Raw genomic sequence first — 24,921 nt, 5'->3', positions numbered from 1 at the left:
AAATGTTGATTAATTTGAGTCAATATTTTGCGGGTTAAGGTTTTACAGCAGAATAATGCGATAATCAATGCTGTAATGCATTACTTTCTACCTCCGTTACGCTTTCAGGCAATTTATCTTCAGCTGGCGTGTGGGGTTATGCATTAGGTTTTTTATGGGGTGAGGATGTGGATGTAATGGTTCTGTTAACAAAAAGGCCCCGGCATGTAACGACGCCAGGGCTTGGTTTGGGGAAGGGATAAATCAGCTTCTGGTGGCTTGTTTCATGCTGTGGATGAATTGTCCTAATGCATCAAGCAAAGCGTCTGGGTTTTCTCTGTGCTGCTCAATAATCTTGACCACAGCAGAACCGGATATCGCACCCGCGGCACCAGCCTTGATCGCATCAGACACCTGAGCCGGCTCTGAGATACCAAAACCGAGCAGCGCAGGCGGCGCCTCATACTCGGCCAAAGAGGCCAGCAGATGGTCAATGGGCATACCTGCTTTGGTTTCTGCCCCTGTCACACCGGCGCGTGACAGCAGATAGGTATATCCGCCGCCATATTCCGCCACGGTTTTCAGTGTGCTCGCCGTGGCGTTTGGTGGGGCGATGAAAATCGGATGAATCCCGTATTTCTCTGCGGCCTGACGGAATTCTGCGGATTCATTCACCGGCACATCGGCGACCAGCACAGAGTCCACGCCCGCTTCCTGACAACGACGGTAAAAATGATCAATACCGCCCGCAAACACCAGATTGGCATACATCAGCAGTCCGATCGGTAGTTCAGGATATTTAGCACGCACCTGTTTTAACAGGTCAAAACAGGTATCTGGCGTGGTGCCGGCTTCCAGCGCACGAATCGTTGCGCCCTGAATGGTCGGGCCATCGGCCAGCGGGTCTGAAAACGGAATGCCCAGTTCAAGGGCATCGGCGCCGGATTCAACTAAGGTATCAATGATCTGTAAAGAGAGTGCCGGACTCGGATCGCCCAGAGTCACAAAAGGAACAAAAGCGCCTTCCTGTTTGGCCGCTAAACGGCTGAATAATGCTTGATAACGGTCCATTACAGGGCTCCCTTTTCATCCAGAATCTTATGTACGGTAAAGATATCTTTGTCACCCCGGCCAGACAGGTTCACCACCAGAAGCTGTTCCTTTTCCGGCTCCTCTTTGATCAGCTTGAGTGCATAAGCCAGGGCGTGTGCTGACTCAAGTGCCGGAATGATGCCTTCATGGCGGGCCAGGGCCTGAAACGCATCCAGTGCCTCATCGTCAGTCACTGAACCGTATTCCGCACGGCCGGTGGCATTGAGATGCGCATGCTGAGGACCAACGGACGGAAAGTCCAAACCGGCAGAGATGGAATAAGATTCCTCCACCTGACCATGTTCATCCTGCATTAACGGGGCTTTCATACCGAAGAAAATCCCCAGCTTACCGTGTTTGAGCGGCGCGCCGTGCATATGGGTATCCAGGCCCAAGCCGGCAGGCTCTACGCCAATCAGTTTCACCTCAGTGTCTTCGATAAAATCGGCAAACATACCGATGGCGTTTGAACCGCCGCCGACACAGGCGATCACCGCATCCGGCAGACGGCCTTCTTTATCGAGTATCTGCGCCTTGGTTTCCTCGCCGATAATGCGCTGGAATTCACGGACTATGGTCGGGAAAGGGTGCGGACCTGCGGCTGTGCCCAGCAGGTAGTGCGCCTTGTCGTACGTTGCTGACCAGTCACGCATGGCTTCGTTACAGGCATCTTTTAAGGTCGCAGAACCGGAGTGAACCGGAATGACTTCGGCGCCCATCAGTTTCATGCGAAATACGTTCGGGCTTTGGCGCTCAACGTCTTTGGCACCCATGTAAATACGGCATTTCAGACCCAGCAGGGCACAGGCCAGTGCCGTCGCAACGCCATGCTGGCCTGCGCCGGTTTCGGCGATGATTTCATGTTTTCCCATGCGCTTGGCCAGCAGGGCCTGACCCAGCACCTGATTGGTCTTGTGTGCGCCACCGTGGAGCAGATCTTCACGCTTGAGGTAGAGTTTGGTTTTTGTCCCCTTGGTTAAATTCTGACATAAAGTCAGCGCCGTGGGGCGGCCGGCATAGTCTTTCAGTAAATCGATAAATTCTTTTTCAAAAGCCGGATCTTTTTGCGCATCAATGAAGGCATCTTCCAGCTGGTCCAGGGCCGGAACCAGAATCTGGGGCACAAACTGGCCACCAAATTCACCAAAATACGGGTCAAGTTTACTCATGTGTCTGCTGTCCTATTCTTTTCATCTGTGTCAGGCCCAAAGCCCGCAAGCTGTTTGCCCACGTGATTATGGCTTCAGTGCCTTGAATACCGAGAGTAATTTCTGTCTGTCTTTTTTACCGGGTTCGCTTTCAACGCCTGAGTTAAAATCAAGGCCACGGCAGCCTTTACCGGCAGCGTCTTTGGCATTGTCCGGGTTTAAACCACCAGCGAGCATAATGCGGTTTTTCTCTTCGCAGTTTTCCAGCAGCGACCAGTCAAATGCCTGACCTGTACCGCCGCTCTGATTACCGATCTGAGTATCCAGCAGATGCCGGTCAGCCGGCCAGTCTGTCAGGTCGGGCAGGGCATGACTGACGCCGTGGGCTTTCCACACTTCACAGTCTGCAGGTAATAAGGCTTTCAGCTCGGCAATGTAATCCGGCGACTCATTGCCGTGCAACTGAACGGCCGCCAGTTTCAGCGCGTTCGCGTGTTTGGCGACCGCATTGACATCTGCATTGCGAAATACGCCGACGTATTTCAGCGGGGCACCACTCATCACCAGACGGGCCAGTTCAGCATTGACGGCCCGAGGCGAGCCTTCCACGAAAATCAGTCCACCATAAACCGCACCGCTCTGGTACGCCGCACAGGCATCATCCGGGTGGGTCAGTCCGCAGACTTTATGCTCGCCCAGTAACACAGCGCGTACAGCCATTTCCAGGTTGTCTTCACTCATCAGTGAACTGCCGATCAGAAAACCATGGGCGTAGTCTGATAAGTCACGAACTTGCTGGTTGGTATAAATGCCGGATTCTGAAATCACCAGGGTCCCTTCCGGCAAACGCGGAGCCAGCACTTTGGTCCGGTTCAGGTCAATACTGAGATCCCGCAGGTTACGGTTGTTGATGCCGACCACCTTGGCTTGCAGTGCAATGGCACGTTCCAGCTCTTCTTCGTTACTGACTTCGGTCAGCACGCCCAGGTTCAGCGTTTCAGCCAGGGCAGCCAGTTCACGGTATTGCTCGTCATTCAGGACCGACAGCATCAGCAAAATGGCATCCGCCTGGTAATAACGGGCCAGATAGACCTGATACGGGTCTATCATAAAATCTTTGCACAATACGGGCTGGGTAACGTGCTGGCGGACTTGCGGCAGAAAATCAAAGTTGCCCTGGAAATACTTTTCATCAGTCAGAACGGAAATCGCATTGGCATAGCGGCTGTAGACCTGAGCAATATGATCCAGATCGAAATCTTCCCGGATCAGCCCTTTCGACGGCGACGCCTTTTTGCATTCAAGAATGAATACCGCGTTTTCGCTTTGCAGGGCCTGATAAAAGTCCCGGTCGCTGGGAGTGACATCGGCAATGAAGCTGTCCAGCGGTTGGATTGCCTTCCGGGCTTCAACCCAGATTTTCTTATCAGCGACGATTTTGGCGAGTACAGTTTCCATGATTAACCTCGTGCGGCCAGTTGCGCTACCAGCTGGTAGGCTTTGCCGGATTGCATGACTTCCATCGCTTGCTGAGCATTGGCTTTTAAGTCTTCCTGACCAAACAGACGAAGCAGCAGCGCGACATTGACGGCGACAGCACTTTGCTGTGCTTCGGTACCTTTGCCGGTCAGTATGTTGGTGATAATGGCACGGTTTTCTTCCGGTTCGCCCCCTTTAATCGCATCTAATGCGTGGGTTTGCAAGCCAAAATCTTCCGGAGTCACTGTATATTCGCGAATATCGCCATTGATAATTTCAGCAACCAGCGTCGGGCCGTGAATCGCAACTTCATCCAAACCGCTGCCGTGTACTACAGCGGCACGTTTCATCCCCAGCGCAATCATGGTTTCGGCAATCGGACGAACCAGGGCGGCATCGTACACGCCCATCAGTTCAATGCTCGGACGGGCAGGGTTGATCAGCGGACCGAGCAAGTTAAAGATCGTGCGGGTTTTCATGGCCTGCCGGGCAGGCATGGCATGTCGCACACCGCTGTGATACTGAGGCGCGAACAGGAAACAGACCCCTTGTTCGTCCAATGCAGCCCGGGCATCTTGTGCCGACATCGCCAGATTAATGCCGAATTTATCCAGCAGGTCTGATGAACCTGATTTGCTGGAGACACCGCGGTTACCGTGCTTGGCAATTTTGACGCCGCAGGCAGCGGCGACAAAGGCCGAGGTGGTGGAAATATTGATGGTGTCTGCGCCATCACCGCCGGTGCCGACAATATCGGCAAAGTCGTAATCCGGACGCGGGAAGGGCGCGGCATTTTCCAGTAACGCTGTGGCGGCGCCGGCGATCTCGTCGGGGGTTTCGCCTTTGATTTTCAGGGCAGTCAGAATGGCAGCCAGCAGCGCCGGCTCGACGTCCCCTTTGATAATGGCATCGAATAATGTGCGGCTTTCGTCTTTGGTCAGCGTTTGCTGGTCGTATAACTTGTCGGTAATCGGATAAATAGCGCTGTTCATCTGGGCATCTCCCTTAGCTTTAAAATTCAGTCACAGTGGCGGATTGGCCCGACACCCAGGCGAGGGTATTTGCCAGCAATTGCGCGCCTTGCGCAGTCAGAATCGACTCAGGATGGAATTGAAACCCGCAGACTTTATCCTGCTCATGCGTCACCGCCATGACCAGGCCATCAACCTCCGCCACGACGCTGAGCGCGTCCGGCACCTGGGTGGCGACCAGCGAGTGATAACGGGCGATGGTCAGCGGGCTGGATAACTGACCAAAGACGGCGTGCTGGTTATGGGTCATCTGCGCGGCCTTACCGTGAACTATGTCTCCGGCCCCTTCGACTTTGCCGCCATAGGCCTCAACGATGGCCTGATGACCCAGACAGATACCTATCATGGGGACTTTGCCGGCCACCTGTTTGATCAGTGCTGGCATACAGCCCGCTTCAGCCGGTGCACCCGGACCCGGTGACAGAACCAGCACCGGATTTTGTTTTTCTGCCAGCGCCTGCTCTACCTGTTCTGCGCTCAGGCTGTTGCGAAAAATGGTGACCGGATAACCCATGGCGCGAAATTGGTCGACCAGGTTGTAGGTAAAGGAGTCGAAGTTATCCAGCAGAACGATATCGATGTGTTTGTTCATAGTCGGCTCCTTATTGCACACTGTGTGCGTGACGAATGGCGGTGATCACGGCCTGTGCTTTGCTGCGGGTTTCATCTGCTTCGGCCTGGGGCACGGAGTCATACACCACACCAGCACCGGCCTGTACAGTGGCCACACCGTCTTCGACATACGCCGAACGAATGACGATGCAGGTATCCATATCTCCCTGTCCGGTCAGGTAGCCGACGGCGCCGCCATAGCTGCCGCGACGTTGCTGTTCGACATCACGGATAAGCTGCATGGCGCGGATTTTCGGTGCCCCGGTCAGGGTGCCCATGTTCATACAGGCCTGATAGGCGTGCAGGGCATCAAGATCGTCGCGCAGTTGGCCAACCACCCGCGAAACCAGATGCATCACATGGCTGTAGCGATCCACCTGGAGCAGATCGGCCACATAACGCGTACCGGGCTGGCTGATCCGGGCGACATCGTTTCGGGCCAGATCAACCAGCATCATGTGCTCGGCGTTTTCTTTTTTATCGCAACGCAGTTCCAGTTCGATCCGGCCGTCGAGATCCAGATTGATACTGCCATCGGCTTTTTTACCGCGTGGACGAGTCCCGGCAATCGGGTAGATTTCGACCTGGTTGCTGTCGGTACAATATTTCAGTGCGCTCTCAGGTGAGGCGCCGAACAAGGTGAAATCGGCATCTTTGAGGTAGAACATATACGGGCTTGGGTTGCCAATCTTCAGGGCTTTGTATGCATTGAGCGGTGACGGGCAAGGCAGCGTGAACTGACGGGAAGGCACCACCTGAAACACATCGCCCCGGATCACAAACTGCTTCAATTGCTCAACAGTTGTACAGAAGTCGGCATCACTGATGTTGACGCTGGGTTCGCACGTTTCCAATAACTCGGCCGCGGGCAGGGCTACTGGTTTGAGGCAGATTTCTTTGATTTGCTGCAACCGGCGGCTCAGTTCGAAATAGCTCGCCGTGTAGTTGTCGCCGCCGAACAAGGTCGCCTGAAGCTTGCCTTTACGGCGCTGGTGGTCGATTACCAGCAGGGTTTCAGCGACGTAAAACAGGTAGTCCGGACAGCGGTTACCCTGCTCTGTTTCCGGCAGCGGCTCAAAACTGGCGACCAGATCGTAGGCAAACAGGCCGCCCAGAAACAGCGCTTCGCGCGACTGTGCGGGCTGATGGAAAATGTGCTGGATCAGGCGCAGTGCATCAAAGGGGGATGACTGGCGCAGTCGGCTGTCTTCATCCAGTGCACGACCACTTTCTTTGAATGTCAGTATCAGGGTGTTGTTGTCCACGGCCAGCTCAACCTCGGCCGGGATCTGGTTTTTCACTGCCTGCAGCACATTCTGGCCATTGCTGGTTAAGGCTTCCAGACGCACTTCGCGGCCGCGGCAGACAATGCGGACTGCGGCATCAATCAGCATCAGGCTTTTCAGATCTTGTTTCGAGTCGATCTCTGCCGATTCCAGTAACAGGTTGTGCGGACGGTCGCCACAAATTGAGTAATACAGCTCTGTGGGTTCTGAGACATAAGGGACGTCCAGATTCAGAACGTCCAGTTCTCCGACAGCTAAAGGCGTTGTTTTCATAGTGTTTTACCTGCCGCTTCTACAAAGGGTTTCAATTCCTGCATCAGTTGCTGGAACATGGGGCCGGTCAGCGCCTGATGGCCGTCAGACAGGGCTTCGCCTGGGTTGAGGTGAGATTCAACAATAATACCGTCAGCACCCACTGCTGCCGCCGCGCGGGATAGCGGAATCACCAGCTCACGAACACCTGTCCCGTGGCTTGGGTCTACCACAACCGGCAAATGGGTTTTCTGCTTCAGGAAGGCAACGGCATTGAGATCCAGTGTATTGCGGGTGGCGGTTTCGAATGTACGAATACCGCGCTCGCACAGGATGATGTTCGGGTTGCCGGCATCATAGATATATTCCGCCGCCAGCAGTAATTCTTCGATAGTGGCAGACAGGCCGCGCTTGAGCAGAACCGGCTTTTTGCTCTCACCCACTGCTTTAAGCAAAGCATAGTTTTGCATGTTTCGGGCACCGATTTGCAGGCAGTCGATGTAGTCACACATGGCTTCCATCTGGCTCACTTCCATCACTTCAGAGACAGTGGGCATGTTCAGCATCTCGCTGGCTTGTTTGAGCAGTTTGAGCCCTTCAACCCCCATGCCCTGAAAGTCATAAGGGCTGGTACGCGGTTTGTAAGCGCCGCCTCGCAGGGCAACCGCGCCATGCTGTTTGACCACTTCGGCGACAGACAGCAACTGTTGTTCTGATTCTACCGAGCAAGGGCCGGCAATCACGGCAAATTGATTGCCGCCCACTGACGCATTGCCGAAGCGAACGACCGTATCGTGTGCCTGCACTTCACGGCTGACCATTTTGTATTTGGTGAGGATCGGCTTGATGTTTTCCACGCAAGGATTGGCATCCAGATTCAGTTTCTGCAGCACCCGCTCGTCGCCCAATGCACCTAAAACGATGCGCTCCACGCCTGGCATATAAAGAGGTTTGAGGCCGGCCGCTTCAATACGGTTGAGAATGTCTTTCGCTTGACTCTCGGTGGCTGTTGGTTTCAGTACGATAATCATGGTGTTGTCCTTGCTAGCCAGAGGTGGAATTCGTATTCGTTTGTTCAGTGATAAAAAAACCCGCGTAGCGCGGGTTCTGGATTCTGTGCAGTCGGCACAGCAAATCTCACGACCCGCTATCGGTTATGCAGCCACCAAGTGAAGAAAGCGCGAAGCGAATGTTGTTTTTGCTGTAACATAAACAGAACCTGAGTAATGAATTGTTTTCGAGTAACTTCGTACTAGTAAACTAGTTCATGAATATTAAGTCAAGACTTTATTTTTATGTTGTTTGATCTTCACAGTCATACCACGGCCTCGGATGGTCGACTTACGCCGGCAGAGTTGGTGAAACGGGCGGCCGACTTCCGTGTGGATGTTCTCGCGATCACCGATCACGATACGGTGGCAGGCCTTGAATCTGCCCAGCAGGCAATCGATGCACAGAATTTGGATTTAAAGCTGGTCAAAGGTATTGAAATATCGACAGTTTGGAATAATTTTGATATTCACATTGTTGGCCTGAACATTGACCCGACGCATGCAGATATCGTGTCTTTAATTGCGCAGCAGGCTGAACGCCGTACCGCCCGCGCTGAATTGATGGGAGAGCGGTTGGCCAAGAGCCAGATCGTCGGCGCTTATGAAGGTGCCAAAGCTCTGGCTGGCGACGCAACATTAACCCGGGCGCATTTCGCGCAGTGGCTGGTCGCACAGGGACACGCCAAAACAATGCAGGCGGTGTTTAAGAAATTTCTGACCCGGGGCAATACAGGTTATGTACCGCCGAACTGGTGCAGTATCACCGAGGCAGTCCAGGCCATTCATGCCGCTGGCGGACAGGCGGTGCTGGCTCACCCGGGGCGGTATGACATGACAGCCAAATGGCTGAAGCGTTTGCTTACTGATTTTGTGGCCGCAACCGGCGATGCCATTGAAGTGGCTCAGCCTCAGCAGGCCCAGAATGAGCGTCGTACTCTGGCTGAGTATGCGGAACAGTTTGGCCTTTTGTCCTCTCAGGGCTCGGATTTTCATTATCCGTCCCCCTGGACGGAGCTGGGGCGTAATCTTTGGTTACCCAAAGCGTCAGTACCTGTCTGGCAGGACTGGGGCATGGAATAAAATGTTGTAAACCTGTGCACTGAGTCAGCGCAGGTCTGGAGGAATGATGAGTCAAATATTGTATGTTCACCCGGAAAACCCGCAGGCCAGATTAATTAGTCAGGCGGTGGCAATTGTTCGCAACGGTGGCGTGATCGTTTATCCAACGGATTCAGGTTATGCGCTGGGCTGCCAGCTCGCGAACAAACAGGCGCTGGACCGGATTTGTCGTATCCGTAAGCTGGACGAAAAGCATAATTTCACCCTGTTGTGCCGCGACTTGTCTGAGCTGTCTTTGTACGCCCGTGTTGAAAATGATGCTTTCAGGTTACTGCGTAACAATACGCCGGGTGCGTATACCTTCATTTTCAAAGGGACCAAAGAAGTGCCTCGCCGTTTGATGAACCCGAAGCGTAAAACGATTGGCATCCGGGTGCCGGATAATGAGATCGCACTGGCTTTATTAGAGGCTTTAGGTGAGCCAATGATGTCTACCAGTTTGATTCTGCCCGGGAAGGACACTGCAGAATCGGATCCTGAAGATATCCATATGGCGCTCGACCATGCGGTTGATTTGATCATCCATGGCGGTATGTTAGGGGAACAGCCAACGACAGTGGTGGATTTCAGTAACGACAGTGTTGAAATTGTGCGTTACGGGGCCGGTGATACCCACCCGTTTGAATAAACGCGTTCAGTCAGCAGAGAAGGGATTCAGGCGATGAAAGAATCGGCTTTTCCCTGCTTTTTATATGGTATCAGGCAGCAGTATTTGGCATAATTCACGGCTGCTTTGAATAGGGTGGACGCCGTTTCAGCCGAAGACAGCAAACGGCGGGTATCTTGTGTTGCTTGTGTCAGATACGTGAGTAACGCAATGATGATTTTTAGAATGTTTCGACGCCTGTGAAGGCGACAAAGGTTTGTCAGATGAGTGAAAAATTACAGAAGGTACTTGCGCGTTCTGGTCAGGGTTCACGGCGTGAAGTTGAACTCATGATTCAAGAAGGCCGGGTGAGTATTGATGGCAAAGTTGCACACCTGGGTGATCGTCTGGATAACCTGGACGTGCTTGTGCGTATTGATGGTCACAAAGTCGACCTGGTCAAACCTTCTGAAGAAGTGTGCCGCGTGCTTGCTTATAACAAACCTGAAGGTGAGCTGTGTACCCGACACGATCCGGAAGGACGCAGAACGGTGTTTGATCGCCTGCCACGACTGAACGAAGGCCGCTGGGTATCCGTAGGTCGTTTGGATGCCAATACATCCGGTTTGCTGTTGTTCACGACCGATGGTGAACTGGCTAATCGCCTGATGCACCCAAGCCGCTGTGTTGAGCGTGAGTACATGGTGCGTGTATTCGGTGAAGTGACCGAGCAGATGGTCAAGAATCTGGTCAACGGTGTGCAGCTTGAAGACGGCATGGCCCGGTTTGAAGATGTTGTTTACGCCGGTGGCGAAGGCATGAACCACACTTTCTATGTGGTAATTACCGAAGGCCGTAACCGTGAAGTACGTCGCCTGTGGGACTCGCAGGGCGTGACCGTCAGCCGACTCAAGCGTGTCCGTTACGGTGATATTTTCCTGACGAAAGATTTACCGCGCGGTGGCTGGCTGGAGCTTGAGCTGCAGGAAGTCAACTACCTGCGTGAAATTGTTGAACTGCCGGAAGAAACGCGTACCCATCTGACCGTAGAAGGTCAAAAGCGCAAAAAAGGCGTGCGTAAGATCCGTCGTGCCGTTCGTCGTCATGAAGAGCGTGTCAGCGATGACTCACGCGGTCGTCGTCGTGACAATCGTCGTCCGGCCCCTCAAAACCAGCCGGCTGAAGATACGGCGCGTTCTGCCGGAAATAAGCGTAAGCCGACCGGAAACGCCGCCAACCGCAGGAATCCGCTGAAGAACAAACCTGCGAAGCCGCGTACGCGTAAGTAAGCCTCGTTCTCGCAAGAATGCTGTGACGCACAGTAAAAAGCCGACCCGTTCATCGTGGTCGGCTTTTTTGTGCCTGTGTTTTCAGAGCAACGCAGAACTAGCGCTTACTTGGGCTGGGCATCAATGCATTGTCCGTTGACATCTTTGCTCTCAGGCCCCATCAGGTAAAGATACAGCGGCATAATGTCAGCCGGTGTTTTCAGGGTTTTAGGATCTTCGCCAGGATAAGCCTTTGCACGCATGCCTGTCCGTGTGCCGCCCGGGTTAATCGCATTGACCCGCACCTGAGTCCCACTCAGCTCATCCGCAAGCACTTGCATCATCCCTTCAGTTGCAAACTTCGAAATCGCATAGGTTCCCCAAAATGCCCGGCCATCATGGCCAACAGTTGAAGAGGTGAAAATGATACGGCCGTCTTCAGATTTCTTGATCAAAGGCATAATCGCCTGAGTGAGCAGGAACTGTGCTTTGACGTTGACCTGCATCACCTCGTCATAGGTATCTTCACCCAGTTGATCAAAAGGACTGAGCACACCAAGCAGGCTTGCGTTATGCAGTACACCGTCAAGGCGACCAAACTGATCGTGAATGGTGTCTGTCATATCCAGATAGTTCTGTTTTGAAGCGCCTTTCATGTCCAGCGGGATAATTGCCGGCTGCGGATAGCCCAACGCCTCGATTTCATCATATACAGCTTCCAGCTTGGCAACCGTACGGCCCAGCAGAATGACTGTCGCGCCGTGAGCCGCGTAGCTGATTGCTGCCTGACGGCCAATACCGTCACCGGCACCTGTCACCAGAATGACGCGGTCTTTGAGTGAGTCAGCGGCAGTTTGATAATTCACTTGCTTTCCTTCTTGGTAAGGCATGTCTTTGTGCCGCTATTGTAGGCGCTTCTCGCGCAGGGTGACAAGCCAGCAGGATTCACAGGTCATGAAAAACATCAGGTTGCGAAGCCCGTTAACTGTCAGTATGGTGTGTTTTTCGAGTGCCGGGTGTCAGTCAGGCGATAAATCACACTGGAAAGCGAAAATGTAAACCGGATTTGTTATCAAGCCTAGAGGCTTGATTGGATTGGTATTACAATCAGATAAAACCAGAACATGAGGAAATACGCTTGGATTTTTTGTTTGATTACGGACTTTTTCTGGCCAAGATAATCACTGTCGTGGTGGCTATCGTCAGTATTTTGGTCATTGTGAAAAGCGTAGGTGGTCGCCAGGGGGCACGAAAAGGGTCACTGGAAATTACTGATTTAACGGAACGTTATAAAGACACCGTTCATCATTTAGAGTCTCACCTGTTCGATAAACCTTTGCTGAAAGCAAGGGAGAAGGCGGAGAAGAAAGCCGAAAAAGAAAAAGGTAAGGCCCGTCAGCATGAAATAAAAGCAGCGGCAAAATCGGGTGAGCTGTCAGCGACCCGTGAACCACGTCTGTTTGTTCTGGATTTCCACGGCAGCATTGATGCCAAAGAAGTCGCCGGATTACGTGAAGAAATTTCTGCGATTCTGGCTGTTGCTGCGGACGGCGATGAAGTGCTCCTGCGTCTGGAAACCGGCGGCGGTATGGTGCATGGCTATGGTCTGGCATCCTCTCAGCTTGATCGTCTGAAACAGGCAGGTATCAAGCTGACGATTGCGGTTGATAAAGTGGCTGCCAGCGGCGGTTATATGATGGCCTGTGTCGCGGATCAGATTATCTCAGCACCGTTTGCGGTCGTGGGTTCAATTGGTGTGATTGCCCAGTTGCCTAATTTCAGCAAAGTACTGAAAAAGAATGATATTGAGTTCGAACAAATCACAGCCGGTGAGTTTAAGCGTACCCTGACGATGTTTGGTGAAAACACGGACAAGGCGCGTGAAAAGTTCCAGAGTGAAATTGAAGCGACCCATGGTTTGTTTAAGGATTTTATTGCAGAACATCGTCCTGCGCTGGATCTGGACACCGTTGCAACCGGTGAACACTGGTTTGGTAAGCAGGCGATTACGCTTGGTCTGGTCGACAGTATTGGCACCAGCGATGATTATATTATGAAAGCCTGTAAAGACCGCGAAGTCCTGCAGGTGCATTATGTCCAGCGTAAGAAATTGGCTGAGCGTCTGGCAGGTGCGGGCAGTGAAGCTGCTGACAGTTTGTTGCTGAAATGGATCAGTCGGGGACAGCGGCCGATTATGTAAAGATTGAGAATATAACCCGCCATCAGGCGGGTTATATCTTTCAGGCTGCGTCATCATCACCGGTCGGTGTATTTATATTTTTACTCTCACGTTCGCTGAATTAAATAATATGAGTGAATATTACGCCTTTAAATAGTTTCACTGGTTGCAAAGTAATCACAACAGGGCGTTTTGTTGTAAAAATACAGATAATTATGTGAGCTGACACAAATAAACAAAGCTGAAAATAGTCAAAGTTCCGTCGAGGTGGTAATGATCTGCGCCCTGTCAGAATACTGACTCAGACCGATGAAAGCGGGCGCTGGTTTGATAATTCAGCAGCACTTAACACAGTGTTTACATATGCGGAAGGGGCGAGCAATTAGCCTGAATTTCTTAAAAACAGGTTGACCTTCTTGTATAGTAGCCCAATATTGTAATAGCGTTGCCGTGCATACACTGTCACTTTTAGCGTGCAACTATATGTTTTTATTTGAAAATTTCGCGAGCACGAGGACGTAATAGAGTCATATGGGTAAATCTCTTGTTATTGTGGAGTCCCCGGCCAAGGCAAAAACGATTAATAAGTACCTTGGTAAGGATTTCATCGTAAAGTCCAGCGTTGGTCATGTTCGAGATCTGTCTACCGGTGGTAGCAGTACGGGAAAAAAAGCGACTGCATCGTCCGCAAAAGGTCTGAGCGCTGAAGAGAAAGCACAGATCAAAAAAGAAAAAGAGCTTACCGCGCTGATCAATAAAATGGGTGTGAACCCATATAAAGATTGGGAAGCGCATTATGCTGTGCTGCCCGGAAAAGAGAAAGTCGTCCAGGAATTGCAAAAGCTGGCTGAGAATGCAGATTATGTCTATCTGGCAACCGATTTGGACCGTGAGGGAGAAGCGATTGCGTGGCACCTTCGTGAGCTCATCGGTGGTGATGAAGAACGCTATAAACGTGTTGTTTTTAATGAAATTACCAAAAATGCAATTCAGCAGGCTTTCGAACATCCAGGTGAACTGAATATTGATGGCGTGAATGCACAGCAGGCACGCCGTTTCCTCGATCGTGTTGTTGGCTTTATGGTGTCCCCGTTGCTCTGGAAAAAAGTCGCCCGGGGCTTGTCTGCCGGTCGCGTCCAGTCGGTCGCGGTCAAGTTGATCGTGGAACGCGAGCGTGAAATCAAAGCATTTGTTCCGGAAGAGTTCTGGGATGTGCACGCCAATACGGTCACCAGTGGCAAAGATGCATTACGTCTGATGGTCGCCCAGCAGGCGGGCAAAGCATTTCGTCCGGTCAATAAGGCCGACACAGAGGCCGCGGTTGCTTTGCTGGAAAAAGCCGCCTACAAAGTGGCTGAGCGTGAAGATAAACCGACCAGCAGTAAACCTTCTGCGCCTTACATTACATCCACACTGCAGCAAGCGGCCAGTACCCGTTTGGGCTATGGTGTCAAACGGACTATGGGCCTGGCTCAGCGTCTGTACGAAGCCGGTTATATCACTTATATGCGTACAGACTCGACCAACTTGTCGAAAGAAGCGGTCGAGGCTGTGCGCGGCTATATTGCGTCTGAATACGGTGAAAATTACCTGCCTGCGAATCCTGTGGTGTACGGCAGTAAGGGCAACGCACAAGAAGCACACGAAGCGATTCGTCCATCAAGTGTGGATACCCAGCCGGCGGATCTGGAAGGCATGGATCAGGATGCCGTCAAGCTGTATGACCTGATCTGGCGCCAGTTTGTGGCTTGTCAGATGACAGCCGCTCAGTATGACTCAAGTACCATTACCGTACAGGCCGGTGACTTTACGCTGAAAGCAAAAGGCCGGACATTACGTTTTGCCGGTTGGACCAAAGTACAGCGTCCGTCAGGCAAGAATGAAGATACCACTCTGCCAACAGTTCAGGTGGGTGATGTACTGACGCTCGACAGTTTAGAACCCAAGCAGCACTTCACTAAGCCGCCGGCACGCTTCACAGAAGCGGCACTGGTGAAAGAGTTGGAAAAACGCGGTATTGGCCGTCCTTCGACTTATGCATCGATCATTTCGACGATTCAGGATCGTGGTTATGTCAAAGTGGATCAGCGTCGATTCTATGCCGAAAAAATGGGTGAAATTGTCTCTGACCGTTTAGAAGACAGCTTTTCCGATCTGATGGATTATGATTTCACCGCCCGCATGGAAGGCAATCTGGATAAGATTGCAGAAGGACAGGCAAACTGGAAATCCGTTTTAGACAAATTTTTCAGTGATTTCACCGACGAATTAGTCAAAGCCGAGCAGGATGAAGACGAAGGCGGTATGAAGCCGAATAAAATCGTTCTGACGGATATTGAGTGTCCGACCTGTGCTCGTCCGATGGGGATCCGCACCGCTTCAACCGGGGTGTTCCTGGGTTGTTCAGGTTATGCACTGCCGCCGAAGGAACGCTGTAAGACCACCATTAACCTGGGTGATGAAGAAGGGGTGGTGAACGTCCTGGAAGAGGACGTGGAAACCGCCGCTTTACGGGCGAAGAAGCGTTGTCCTAAGTGTGGGACAGCGATGGATGCTTATCTTATCGACCAGAGCCGTAAGCTGCATGTGTGTGGTAATAACCCCGAATGTGATGGCTTCGTGGTTGAAAAAGGTGAGTTCAAACTGAAAGGCTACGAAGGTCCTGTGGTTGAGTGCGATAAGTGCGGCTCAGACATGGAACTGAAAAATGGTCGTTTCGGTAAGTACATGGGCTGTACCAATGAAGCCTGTAAGAACACACGGAAAATTCTGAAAAACGGTGAGGTCGCGCCACCGAAAGAAGATCCGGTGCATTTGCCTGAGCTGCCTTGTACTCAGGATCCGGATGCGTATTTTGTGTTGCGTGATGGTGCATCAGGTCTGTTCCTGGCGGCCAGCACCTTCCCTAAATCTCGTGAAACCCGTGCACCTCTGGTGGAAGAACTGGTTCGCTTTAAAGACAGACTGTCACCTAAGTTTCACTATCTGACAGAGGCGCCAACCGAAGATCCGGATGGTCTGAAAACCGTCGTTCGCTTTAGCCGCAAGACCAAAGAGAACTATGTCCGTTCAGAAGTAGACGGTAAACCAACCGGTTATACCGCACTGTATGATGCCGGGAAATGGCTCATTACCGATAAGCGCAAAAACGCTAAAAAAGAAAAATAATGAAAAACCGCCGTCTGGCGGTTTTTTTATGCTTCCGGTCTGGGGCTGGCAGGCGAGCTGGCTTTTTTCGGTCCGCTCGGACTCTGGTCGGCTGATGATGTCAGCTGTATTCGACCAATCCTGGGCTTGCGGTTGACCTGAATGACAGCAAACACCACCAGCGTTATTCCGATCAGGTGATACATTGTGAATGACTCATCCAGGATGGTGATCGCAAAGACTGCCGTCATGGCCGGGCCGATATTGCTGGTCAGGCTGACGGCGGAAGGGGTCAGGCGTGCCATCGCGGCTGCAATCAGATAAGACGGTAAGACAGTGCAGAAAAATCCCAGCGCCACGCCCAGCAAGGCCAGATCCAGTGAAATCGAACTCAGTTGCACCCCAGACCACTGAAAATGCAGCAGAATCACAATGCCGGCACTGGTCATGCCAAGACTGGTAAATAAGGAACTGCCGAGCTGACTGATTACCCGTTTGCTCAACACCAGGTAAGTGGCAAAAATTATCGCCGACAGCAGGGCGTACAGGCTGCCGAGCCAGATGTCATCACCCAGATGCTGAATGTCATGCGCGACAATCAGCGCAATCCCCAGATAACCCAGCAGAATGGAAAGGAAAGTCCCTGCTTTGGGTGATTCTTTTAAAATCAGCACACTGATCAGAACCACAAAAGACGGATACATAAATAGCAGTAACCGCTCAAGCTGCGCAGAAATACTCTCCAGCGCCAGAATGTCGAACAGCGAAGCAAAGTAATAGCCTAAGATTCCAATCAGCATGGCTTGCCAGCCATAGCGCAGGGTCTTGTGTCGCTGCCCGGCATCGCGGAGCAGCCAGCAAAGTATCAGCAAATAGAAAGGCAGAGAGCTGGCTGCTCTGAGGCTCATGATGGTGACAGCATCACCGCCAAGCTGGTAGGCGATTTTGATCAGCACAGGTTTTAATGAAAAAAAGACGGTTCCTATCAGTGCATAAACAATGCCTTGTGTGTCGATCGACTGAACCGAAGTTGGTGCCAGTTCTTTTTGCATGACTCACTTCCTTTTGTGTTTGAGAACAGGCTGTGAGACATGGCGGCCGGCTGCATGATTCACAGCCGGGCAGGGGAATTGCTACCGACTGAGGGGTATCCAGGTGAGAAGCCAGCGCTGCAGCAAAATGATATTCATGATGGGTGCCTTGGTATCGGTGAGTTTTTAAGCTACCTAAATTCACACAGCCACACAAGGGAGTGGTAAAGATCAGATGAATATGCCAGCTGTTGATGTTAACGGCTGAGAATCTGTGGTGAAGTCGTGTTGAATCAGCAATACGGCTGCTCCGGGCTTGCCTCGGAGTCAGCCAGTATTTAAGTATTAATTAATGGAGTCTTTAGGGAGTGTGCCGGACACGGGTCAGGCAAAGCAGTATCGCAGTGGCGAACTGAATGATACAGCACACTAAGAACAGCCTTTCTGTCCCGAGTGTCGCTACCAGATAACCCGATGCCGCCAGACCGAATGGCATGCCGAGTTTGAAGAGCGAGCCGGTGATACCTGCAACGCGTCCGAGTAGTGCGTCGCTGAAGGCTTCCTGCCGGTAACTCCAGATACAGATAGAACTCATCAATCCGATACTACTGATCAAAAAGAAAGACAGGGCCAACACGGGCGCACTGGGCAGCAGGGCCGGCAGGGCAAATCCAATGGATTCAATAGCAATGGAAAGGATCAGCAGCAAACCCAGACCGAGACGTTTTCGGATCTTATCGGCGACGAATCCGCCCAGAATACCGCCGATCCCCGATGCGGCAATCAGATAGCTGACTTCCAGGTTGGTCATCATGAGCGTGGCTTTGGCAAAGTATATCGCCTGAACATGAAACACAGCGCCTGTAGTGTTAATGACTACAACGGCGGCAGTGATCAGGCACATGGTCTTGTCGGCACTCAACGCCTGCCAGCCTTCTTTGAGTGCGGTGAGCATTGGTGGATGCACAACCGGATCTGCGGGCGTAAACGCCATTCGCTGTAATTGCACAAAGGCAATCAGATAGAAAATGATGAGCAGCAGGAATACCTGATGGATCGCCGTCATCAGTAGCAACATGCCGGACAGGACGGGCCCGACAGTTTCAAGAAAGCTGTACATGGTACTGAAACGTGCGGTGGCTGTATTTTGCAACGCTTGCGGCAGCGCTGTTTTCATCATGCCGAGGCGTGCATTATGGTAGCCGTAGTCGAACGCCATCATCATGAAGGCGGCCGGAAAGAGCGCCCAGAGCGGCTCTGCCAGCCATTCAACGGCGGTATAAGCAATGAGCAGGCAAAGACACTGGCCAATCAGCATGGCCTGTGACCAGTGCTTGCGGTTCACCCGGTCGACCCAGACTCCGATGAAGAGGGCCAGCAACAGATTCGGCAAATACTCGACGGCGCGCATCCAGCCCATCCATTCGGACGATGCTGTTAGTTCATACACGAGCAGTGGCAGCGCCAGGCTGTAGATTTTGGCACCGAAAGCAGCAAAAAATGCGCTGGAGAGTAGCATGAGAAACTTTGGCTCTTGCCAAATACCTGCATGAGGTTGCGTGACGGTTGTCATCATAAATTCCTTTTCACATCATAGAGATTTGTGATTATCCGTGATAAAAGTGGAAGAAAAAGTGTAAACGAGAAGAAGGGATTTCATCTTTTATGCGCTATTGGCGAGCATTAATTTATTTCAGGGATGAGTGGACGGTTGGACAAACGCAGTCGATTTCACTCGATACACTGGCCGAGAAATTCGCCTGCACCCGGCGCAATGCCCAGATTGTCATTAAAAAGCTGGTGGAAGCAGGTTGGATCAGCTGGCAGCCGGGTGTTGGGCGCGGAAACTTACCGACCCTTTGTCTGAAAAAACCAGTTGATCTGGTTTTGAAGCAAGAAGCATTGTCGCTGTTGGCGCAGCATCAGGTGGAACGTGCTACTGCTCTGTTACCAGCGGAGCAAAGGCAGGGACTGCTGGCCGAATATCTGGCCGGATTTCGCCGTTCTGACCCCCGGGTGATACCGGAGCAACAGTCTGTCGATGTACTGCGGATTCCGTTTTACCGGGGGATTCATGATCTGGATGCCGTGCAGCTTTCCCGGCGGACTGAAATGCATCTCGGCAGCTATCTTTATGCCGGTTTGCTGCATCGGGATCCGGATTCAGGGGAGATTCACGGAGACTTGGCCGCACACTGGCAACGTCATGGCAATGACTGGTATGTCACACTCAGAAAAGGACTGACGTTTCATGATGGCTCGCCCTTGGATGCTTCAGCGGTGAAGGCCCACTTTGACCGCTTGCAAACCTCGGACAGCAGTAACCGAAGGCTGTTTGATTGTCTTGAGCGGGTTGAGGTGCTTGCGCCGCTTCGCCTGAAACTGATCACCAACGCGACCGTGGGTTTCATACCCACCCTGTTAACACAAAAGGCGGCTGGTATCTCAAAAGTGTCCCATGACGGGCAGATTGTGGGCGCCGGTGCCTTTCGTCTTGATGAACAGACCGAGTGGCTGACCCGACTGAGCGCATTTGAACAATACCATGGCTACCGGCCCTGGCTCGATGCCGTGGAGATCTGGAACATTGGCGATCAGGCGATGGATTTTGAGGTCAGCAGTGATGTGGTTCACCCCTGGCTGGTGCCGGGACAGACAGCGCCGTTTTCGCAACTGGAAGGCTGGGAAAAAGGGTGTGAATATGCGCTGCTAAATGCAAACCGTAAGGGTTGGATGACGGTACCGGCACACAGGAAGCGATTATCTGCTTTCATTCGTCAGCAGCCGCTGCCTGCCACCATGGAAGCGGCAGATTACCGTGTTGCAAAAGGGATGCTGCGATCCGAAGCGCTCTGCCTGAAGGCAGACAACGCGGTGGATTTCTCTGACCTGCCAGCACCTGATCGCCCGCTGTCTGTGCTGACCTACCAGTTGCAGGATCATATTGCTCTGGCCGAGCAACTGACAGCGGCACTCAACGCCGCCGGTATTCCGGCGATTTGTCGTGTGGAAACATTTCCGGACTTCAACCGCACGGAACGGCTGGCCCAGTCGGATATCATGATTTCCGGTGAAGTGTTTGGCGAAGATGCGGAACTGAGCTGGATGGAATGGCTCAAGGCGAGCACTGCGCTGGACGTATGCCTGCAGCCTCAGCAGCAGAGACGACTGCGGAGGGAATTAGAAACCGTCTTTCTGTCTGACAACCTGGCTGAGCGGCTGGAACATTTTCAGGCGATAGAACAATGGCTGGTGGATGTCGGGGTCTATCGTCCCTTGTGGCAAAACCGCCAGCAGCTCAATATCCGAAGTCATCTCAACGGGGTTTCACTGCTGGCGAATGGCTGGATTGATTTCAGTCGTGTGGTGTTCAGTTCACCATAGCTGAGGCCGGAATGCCGCTGTGGAAGCGAAAATCTTGATCCGGGGTGTTAATCAGCCCGGCTTCCCGCTGGCCTATGTGCTGAATCCGGTCACGGATATCCTGACCGGCAATGTGCTCAGCCAGTTTCAGGTAATCCTGATAATGACGGGCTTCTGATCGCAGCAATGAGATGTAAAACTTCTTGAGTTCATCATCAAGAAACGGTGCCAGTCTGGCGAAGCGTTCGCAGGATCGGGCTTCAATGTAAGCGCCGACTATCAGTTTATCGATTAAAGTGGCGGGTTCATGCGTACGCACCGCTTTCATCAGCCCGCGGGCATAGTTGCCGGCACTCAGGTTGGAGTAAGTAATGCCGCGTTTATCCATGATTTCCAGCACCTGTTCAAAGTGGTGGAATTCTTCTTTGATCAGGCGAACCATCTTATCAATCAGATCCTGGCCGTAAGGACAATCCGCCCTTGCTGTCAGTTCAGCACTTAGGCCATTTTTCCTGCCGTGGAAGGCGTCTTTTTGGCGTGCTCTGCCATAGACAAAATCTTCATACGGCTTTGCCCAGTCTAGCAGTGCCTGACCGCTTTTCTCATCAACGGCGTATTTGCGGATCAGGAAAATAGCAGTCTGGCTGGCTTTCAGCTCGCAGTTACAGTGATCAACCAGCAAGGCGTTGAGGTTTTCCGGTTTGCGTGCTTCCTCAAGCCAGCTTTCCGGGGTTTCGCAATGCAGAAACCGGCGGACGGGAAGAAGTAGCTCGTTGATCATGCTCTGAGTGTCTGTCATGGATGGGTCTTATTGCTGAGTTGAACAGGAGAAAGAAAACCGGCGGATTATAACAAAGCTCTTTCTGAGCGACCAGAGAATGACAGAGATTGCCTCATCAGAAGAAACTAAGACAAAAATGAATCACTTAGCTTGAAAAAAGAGGGCTGTATCATCGTTATTCCATTTTGGTGTGCTTATACTGAAAAAGTATGTGTCGATGGCTGGTGAAGGAGGTCTGCCGGTTATTGGCATCCAGACACATCAGAAAAGGATTTTATATGCACTTACCCCGGATTGCCCCCTGGTTACTGGCCGTGGTCACTTTACCTTTGAGTGTAAATGCGCAGGCTGAACAAGGGTGCGGACATGTCACCATTGCTGACATGAACTGGAATTCCGCCACCTTTATTGCCCATCTGGATCAGTTCATTCTACAGCAAGGATACGGCTGTGATGCCGAGCTTGTCCCCGGCGACAGCATTCCGACCACAACGTCCATGATTGAAAAAAGTGAGCCGGACATTGCCCCTGAAATGTGGAGCAATACCATGCGCGAAGCACTGGATAAAGGTGTCAAGGAAGGCCGTTTGCGCTATGCCGGTGTGACCTTATCCGACGGCGGTGAAGAAGGCTTCTGGGTGCCGGCCTACATGGTGGATAAAGAACCGAGCCTGAAAACCCTGGCCGGGGTGAAAGCCAATGCCCGTTTGTTTCAGCATCCTGAAGATCCGGATAAATCCGCCATGATGGGGTGTCCTGCTGGCTGGACCTGCCAGATCACCTCTGAGCATTTATTTGACGCGCTCAACTTGGGCGATGCTGGTTTTGAGCTGGTGGATCCCGGTTCAGGCGCAGGTCTGGCGGCATCCATCGCCAAAGCCTATGAGCGGCAGGAGCCCTGGTTTGGTTATTACTGGGCGCCCACCGCAGTGCTGGGTAAATACGAGATGGTGAAAGTGGATTTTGGCACAGGGGTCGATGCTGAGCATTATAAGGCTTGTATTACCCAGGCTGACTGTCTGGACCCCAAGCCGACCATGTATCCGCCGTCACCGGTTGATACGGTCGTGACAGAGCGTTTTGCGGCACGAGCGCCAGACGCGCTGGCCTATTTATCAAAACGTTCATTCACCAATCCGCAGATGAACCGCATGCTGGCCTGGATGGAAGAAAACCAGGCCGACGGTGAAATCGCGGCAGAGCACTTTCTCGCGGATAATGAGTCACTGTGGCGTCAGTGGGTCACACCGGCAGCGTTACAGCGTATTAAGCAAGCCCTGGCGGCTCGCTGATCCAGTCAGACCCGGTTGATCCGGGTCTGTTCATTTTGACTGATTTACGGCAACCCCGATATGGCTGAACTCTCCTGGCTGAGGGATTTTCCTCAACTTGACCGTCATCAACTGCTTGCGATTCGTAAAACCCTCGATGGCGCCTATCGCTCTTTTTCTCGTGAATATGGCGACAGCATTGAGTCCTTCTTCGATCCGCTACTCTCGATGCTGATTGGCTTTGAAAAGCTGCTGCTGATCACTCCCTGGTGGCTCATGATTGCCATACTGGCCGGGCTGGCTTTTTATGCCAGTCGCTCCTGGAAGCTGGTCGTTGGTGTCGTCGTTGCTTTTGTGTTCATTGGTCTTTTCGGGATGTGGGAAGATACGATGCGCACCATGAGCATTATTATTGCGTCCACGCTGCTGGCGATCGTGCTGGGTTTACCGATAGGGATTCTGATGGCCCGTTCCGACAGGGCGCAAGGTGTGATTACCCCGTTGCTGGATGTGATGCAAACCATGCCGGCGTTTGTGTATTTAATTCCGGTTGTGATGCTGTTGGGCATCGGTAAAATTCCGGGCCTGATTGCTGTGGTGATTTATGCGATCCCCCCAGTGATCCGTCTGACGAATCTGGGGATCCGGCTGGTGGACAAAGAAGTGCTCGAAGCGGCGGAGGCGTATGGCGCGAGCAGTTGGCAACGGCTGACAGGTGTGCAGTTACCGCTGGCGATGCCGACGATCATGGCGGGGATTAATCAGACCATTATGATGGCGCTGGCCATGGTGGTGATTGCGTCCATGATTGGCGTCAAAGGTTTGGGGCAGCCTGTGCTGAAATCGATCACGAACCAGTATTTTACGCTGGGTCTGCTCAACGGGCTGGCCATCGTGGCGCTGGCCATCATTTTTGATCGTATCTCCCAAAGCTATGCCCGGCGTACTCAGCAACATCTTTCGGGGCGCACAAATGACTGATTCAATCCACACACATAACACAAGCACTCCGCTAATTCGTGTGCGCGACTTGTACAAGGTGTTTGGTCCACACGCTGAGCAGGTACTCAAACAGGTACAGGCCGGGCAATCGAAGTCTGCCATTCTGGCTGAAACCGGGCACACGCTTGGTCTGAACAAGATTAACCTGTCGATCTGTCAGGGCGAGATATTTGTCGTGATGGGCTTATCCGGCTCAGGTAAATCGACCTTGATCCGGCATTTTAATCGTCTGATTGAGCCGTCTGCCGGTCAGGTGGAAATTGGCGGGGTGGATGTCACCGCTTTGAGTGCGTCTGCGCTGCAGGCATTCCGGCGACAGCGGATGGCCATGGTCTTTCAGCGCTTTGCGCTATTGCCTCATCGGACTGTGCTGCAGAACATTGGCTATGGCCTTCAGATACAGGGTGTTGATCACAGTAAGTGGCGGGAAAAAGCTGGCTACTGGCTCGAGACTGTGGGATTGGCAGGCTATGGCGATCACTATCCATCAAGCTTGTCCGGCGGGCAGCAGCAGCGGGTTGGGTTGGCGAGAGCACTGTGTACCGATGCCGATATTTTGCTGATGGATGAGGCTTTTTCGGCGCTGGATCCGCTGATCCGCAGCGAGATGCAGGAACAGTTGATGGCCCTGCAGTCCAAACTCGGTAAGACCATCATTTTTATCACACACGATCTGGACGAAGCACTGCGACTGGGCGACCGGATTGCGATATTGCGCGATGGCGAGCTGATTCAGCAGGGCCGGCCTGCAGATATTCTGCTGCATCCTATTGATGATTATGTCGAAGCTTTTGTGAAAGATGTGAATCGGTCCAGAGTCCTGAAAGTCGAGGCAGTGATGTCACCAGAGGTACACAGTATCGGAATATGTTCGGTCTCTGAGGCGAACCGCTACATGGCGCAACATCGTCTGAACGAGGTTTATGTGCTGGATGAGCAGCAGCGCTATCTGGGCGTACTGACTCGCCACAGCCTTGAAAAGGTCATGACTGATGCTCCGGATGGGGATTTAGACGAATCGGTCTTGCTGCCGGTGCCGGCGATTTCGCGTCATCAGCTGCTTGAGCAGGTGTTGCCTGTCACACTGGAGGCGGATGTCGCTTTGCCTGTGCTGGGAGAGCAGGGGGAAGTGTGCGGCCTTCTTTCACGCGCCACCCTGGCCAAAGTGCTCAGTGAACACCATGTCGTAAACACCACATCGTAATCACAATGTCGGCTCATTCATTGACAGGTACACCCCAAA

At 52.4% G+C, this 24,921-nt stretch carries 20 protein-coding genes; 9 read left to right on the top strand and 11 right to left on the bottom strand.

The features are described 5' to 3' along the window. Positions 1 to 243: 243 nt before the first annotated feature. The 7 genes from trpA to LN341_RS09825 form a co-directional block, all read right to left on the bottom strand. Entirely contained in the window at positions 244 to 1,050 is an 807-nt protein-coding gene (gene trpA, locus LN341_RS09855) for a tryptophan synthase subunit alpha (RefSeq protein ID WP_234203193.1), read from the bottom strand. Then, positions 1,050 to 2,240 carry a tryptophan synthase subunit beta gene (gene trpB, locus LN341_RS09850; protein ID WP_046219660.1) on the bottom strand — a complete coding sequence of 397 codons (1,191 nt, stop codon included), beginning with the start codon at positions 2,238 to 2,240 and terminating at the stop codon, positions 1,050 to 1,052. The genes trpA and trpB overlap by 1 nt, the downstream gene beginning before the upstream one ends. Before the next feature lie 66 nt (positions 2,241 to 2,306). After that, on the bottom strand, positions 2,307 to 3,677 hold the full coding sequence (gene trpCF / locus LN341_RS09845; protein WP_234203192.1) for a bifunctional indole-3-glycerol-phosphate synthase TrpC/phosphoribosylanthranilate isomerase TrpF: 1,371 nt from the start codon (positions 3,675 to 3,677) through the stop codon (positions 2,307 to 2,309). 2 nt (positions 3,678 to 3,679) lie between these two features. Continuing rightward, the gene (trpD, locus tag LN341_RS09840) at positions 3,680 to 4,690 is read right to left on the bottom strand and encodes an anthranilate phosphoribosyltransferase (protein WP_370643629.1); all 1,011 of its coding nucleotides are present in this window, start codon (positions 4,688 to 4,690) and stop codon (positions 3,680 to 3,682) included. 19 nt (positions 4,691 to 4,709) lie between these two features. Further along, complete coding sequence (locus tag LN341_RS09835; RefSeq protein WP_046219663.1) at positions 4,710 to 5,321, bottom strand: aminodeoxychorismate/anthranilate synthase component II; 612 nt, start codon at positions 5,319 to 5,321, stop codon at positions 4,710 to 4,712. 10 nt (positions 5,322 to 5,331) lie between these two features. Next, the gene (locus tag LN341_RS09830) at positions 5,332 to 6,900 is read right to left on the bottom strand and encodes an anthranilate synthase component 1 (RefSeq protein WP_234203191.1); all 1,569 of its coding nucleotides are present in this window, start codon (positions 6,898 to 6,900) and stop codon (positions 5,332 to 5,334) included. After that, the gene (locus LN341_RS09825; RefSeq protein WP_046219665.1) at positions 6,897 to 7,910 is read right to left on the bottom strand and encodes a bifunctional 3-deoxy-7-phosphoheptulonate synthase/chorismate mutase; all 1,014 of its coding nucleotides are present in this window, start codon (positions 7,908 to 7,910) and stop codon (positions 6,897 to 6,899) included. The genes LN341_RS09830 and LN341_RS09825 overlap by 4 nt, the downstream gene beginning before the upstream one ends. 264 nt (positions 7,911 to 8,174) lie before the next feature. On the opposite strand from LN341_RS09825, the gene LN341_RS09820 reads away from it, so the two are divergent. The 3 genes from LN341_RS09820 to rluB all read left to right on the top strand — a co-directional run bounded on the left by LN341_RS09820 (position 8,175) and on the right by rluB (position 10,925). Then, positions 8,175 to 9,011, top strand: coding sequence for a PHP domain-containing protein (locus tag LN341_RS09820; RefSeq protein WP_234203190.1), 837 nt, complete (start codon positions 8,175 to 8,177; stop codon positions 9,009 to 9,011). Between the two features lie 46 nt (positions 9,012 to 9,057). Then, positions 9,058 to 9,678, top strand: a complete 621-nt coding sequence (locus tag LN341_RS09815; protein ID WP_046219667.1) for an L-threonylcarbamoyladenylate synthase — start codon at positions 9,058 to 9,060, stop codon at positions 9,676 to 9,678. 242 nt (positions 9,679 to 9,920) lie between these two features. Then, complete coding sequence (rluB, locus tag LN341_RS09810; RefSeq protein ID WP_046219668.1) at positions 9,921 to 10,925, top strand: 23S rRNA pseudouridine(2605) synthase RluB; 1,005 nt, start codon at positions 9,921 to 9,923, stop codon at positions 10,923 to 10,925. Positions 10,926 to 11,029: 104 nt separating this feature from the next. Here the strand turns inward: rluB and LN341_RS09805 are convergent, their stop codons facing one another. Next, positions 11,030 to 11,770, bottom strand: a complete 741-nt coding sequence (locus LN341_RS09805; protein ID WP_234203189.1) for a YciK family oxidoreductase — start codon at positions 11,768 to 11,770, stop codon at positions 11,030 to 11,032. A 272-nt stretch (positions 11,771 to 12,042) separates the two neighbouring features. Between LN341_RS09805 and sohB the strand changes: the two genes are divergently transcribed. Together sohB and topA are read left to right on the top strand one after the other, a co-directional pair. After that, entirely contained in the window at positions 12,043 to 13,104 is a 1,062-nt protein-coding gene (gene sohB / locus LN341_RS09800; RefSeq protein ID WP_234203188.1) for a protease SohB, read from the top strand. 510 nt (positions 13,105 to 13,614) lie between these two features. Continuing rightward, a complete protein-coding gene (gene topA / locus LN341_RS09795) occupies positions 13,615 to 16,251 on the top strand; it encodes a type I DNA topoisomerase (RefSeq protein ID WP_046219671.1) in 2,637 nt (878 codons plus the stop codon). A 26-nt stretch (positions 16,252 to 16,277) separates the two neighbouring features. On the opposite strand, the gene LN341_RS09790 is transcribed toward topA, so the two are convergent. Then, positions 16,278 to 17,282 (bottom strand): DMT family transporter, encoded by a 1,005-nt coding sequence (locus LN341_RS09790; RefSeq protein WP_234203187.1) that lies wholly within the window; start codon positions 17,280 to 17,282, stop codon positions 16,278 to 16,280. A gap of 340 nt (positions 17,283 to 17,622) precedes the next feature. Next, complete coding sequence (locus LN341_RS09785; RefSeq protein WP_234204999.1) at positions 17,623 to 18,834, bottom strand: MFS transporter; 1,212 nt, start codon at positions 18,832 to 18,834, stop codon at positions 17,623 to 17,625. 92 nt (positions 18,835 to 18,926) lie between these two features. Between LN341_RS09785 and LN341_RS09780 the strand changes: the two genes are divergently transcribed. After that, positions 18,927 to 20,645: an SgrR family transcriptional regulator gene (locus tag LN341_RS09780; RefSeq protein ID WP_234203186.1), complete on the top strand. Its 1,719-nt coding sequence runs from the start codon at positions 18,927 to 18,929 to the stop codon at positions 20,643 to 20,645. On the opposite strand, the gene miaE is transcribed toward LN341_RS09780, so the two are convergent. Next, on the bottom strand, positions 20,632 to 21,423 hold the full coding sequence (miaE, locus tag LN341_RS09775) for a tRNA isopentenyl-2-thiomethyl-A-37 hydroxylase MiaE (protein ID WP_234203185.1): 792 nt from the start codon (positions 21,421 to 21,423) through the stop codon (positions 20,632 to 20,634). The genes LN341_RS09780 and miaE overlap by 14 nt on opposite strands. Positions 21,424 to 21,683: 260 nt before the next feature. On the opposite strand from miaE, the gene LN341_RS09770 reads away from it, so the two are divergent. From LN341_RS09770 to LN341_RS09760, 3 genes are read left to right on the top strand one after another with little or no spacing between them, the layout of a single operon-like run. Then, positions 21,684 to 22,697 (top strand): ABC transporter substrate-binding protein, encoded by a 1,014-nt coding sequence (locus tag LN341_RS09770; RefSeq protein WP_046219675.1) that lies wholly within the window; start codon positions 21,684 to 21,686, stop codon positions 22,695 to 22,697. 60 nt (positions 22,698 to 22,757) lie between these two features. Then, entirely contained in the window at positions 22,758 to 23,657 is a 900-nt protein-coding gene (locus LN341_RS09765; RefSeq protein WP_234203184.1) for a proline/glycine betaine ABC transporter permease, read from the top strand. Beyond that, entirely contained in the window at positions 23,650 to 24,882 is a 1,233-nt protein-coding gene (locus tag LN341_RS09760) for a glycine betaine/L-proline ABC transporter ATP-binding protein (protein ID WP_234203183.1), read from the top strand. Before LN341_RS09765 ends, LN341_RS09760 begins: the two co-directional genes overlap by 8 nt. The last annotated feature ends 39 nt before the right edge of the window (positions 24,883 to 24,921 follow it).

This window comes from Photobacterium sp. TLY01 (genome assembly GCF_021432065.1).
GTDB lineage: Bacteria > Pseudomonadota > Gammaproteobacteria > Enterobacterales > Vibrionaceae > Photobacterium > Photobacterium halotolerans_A.
Note: the sequence above shows the minus strand (reverse complement) of the source record. Positions and strands in the feature narration are given on the sequence as shown.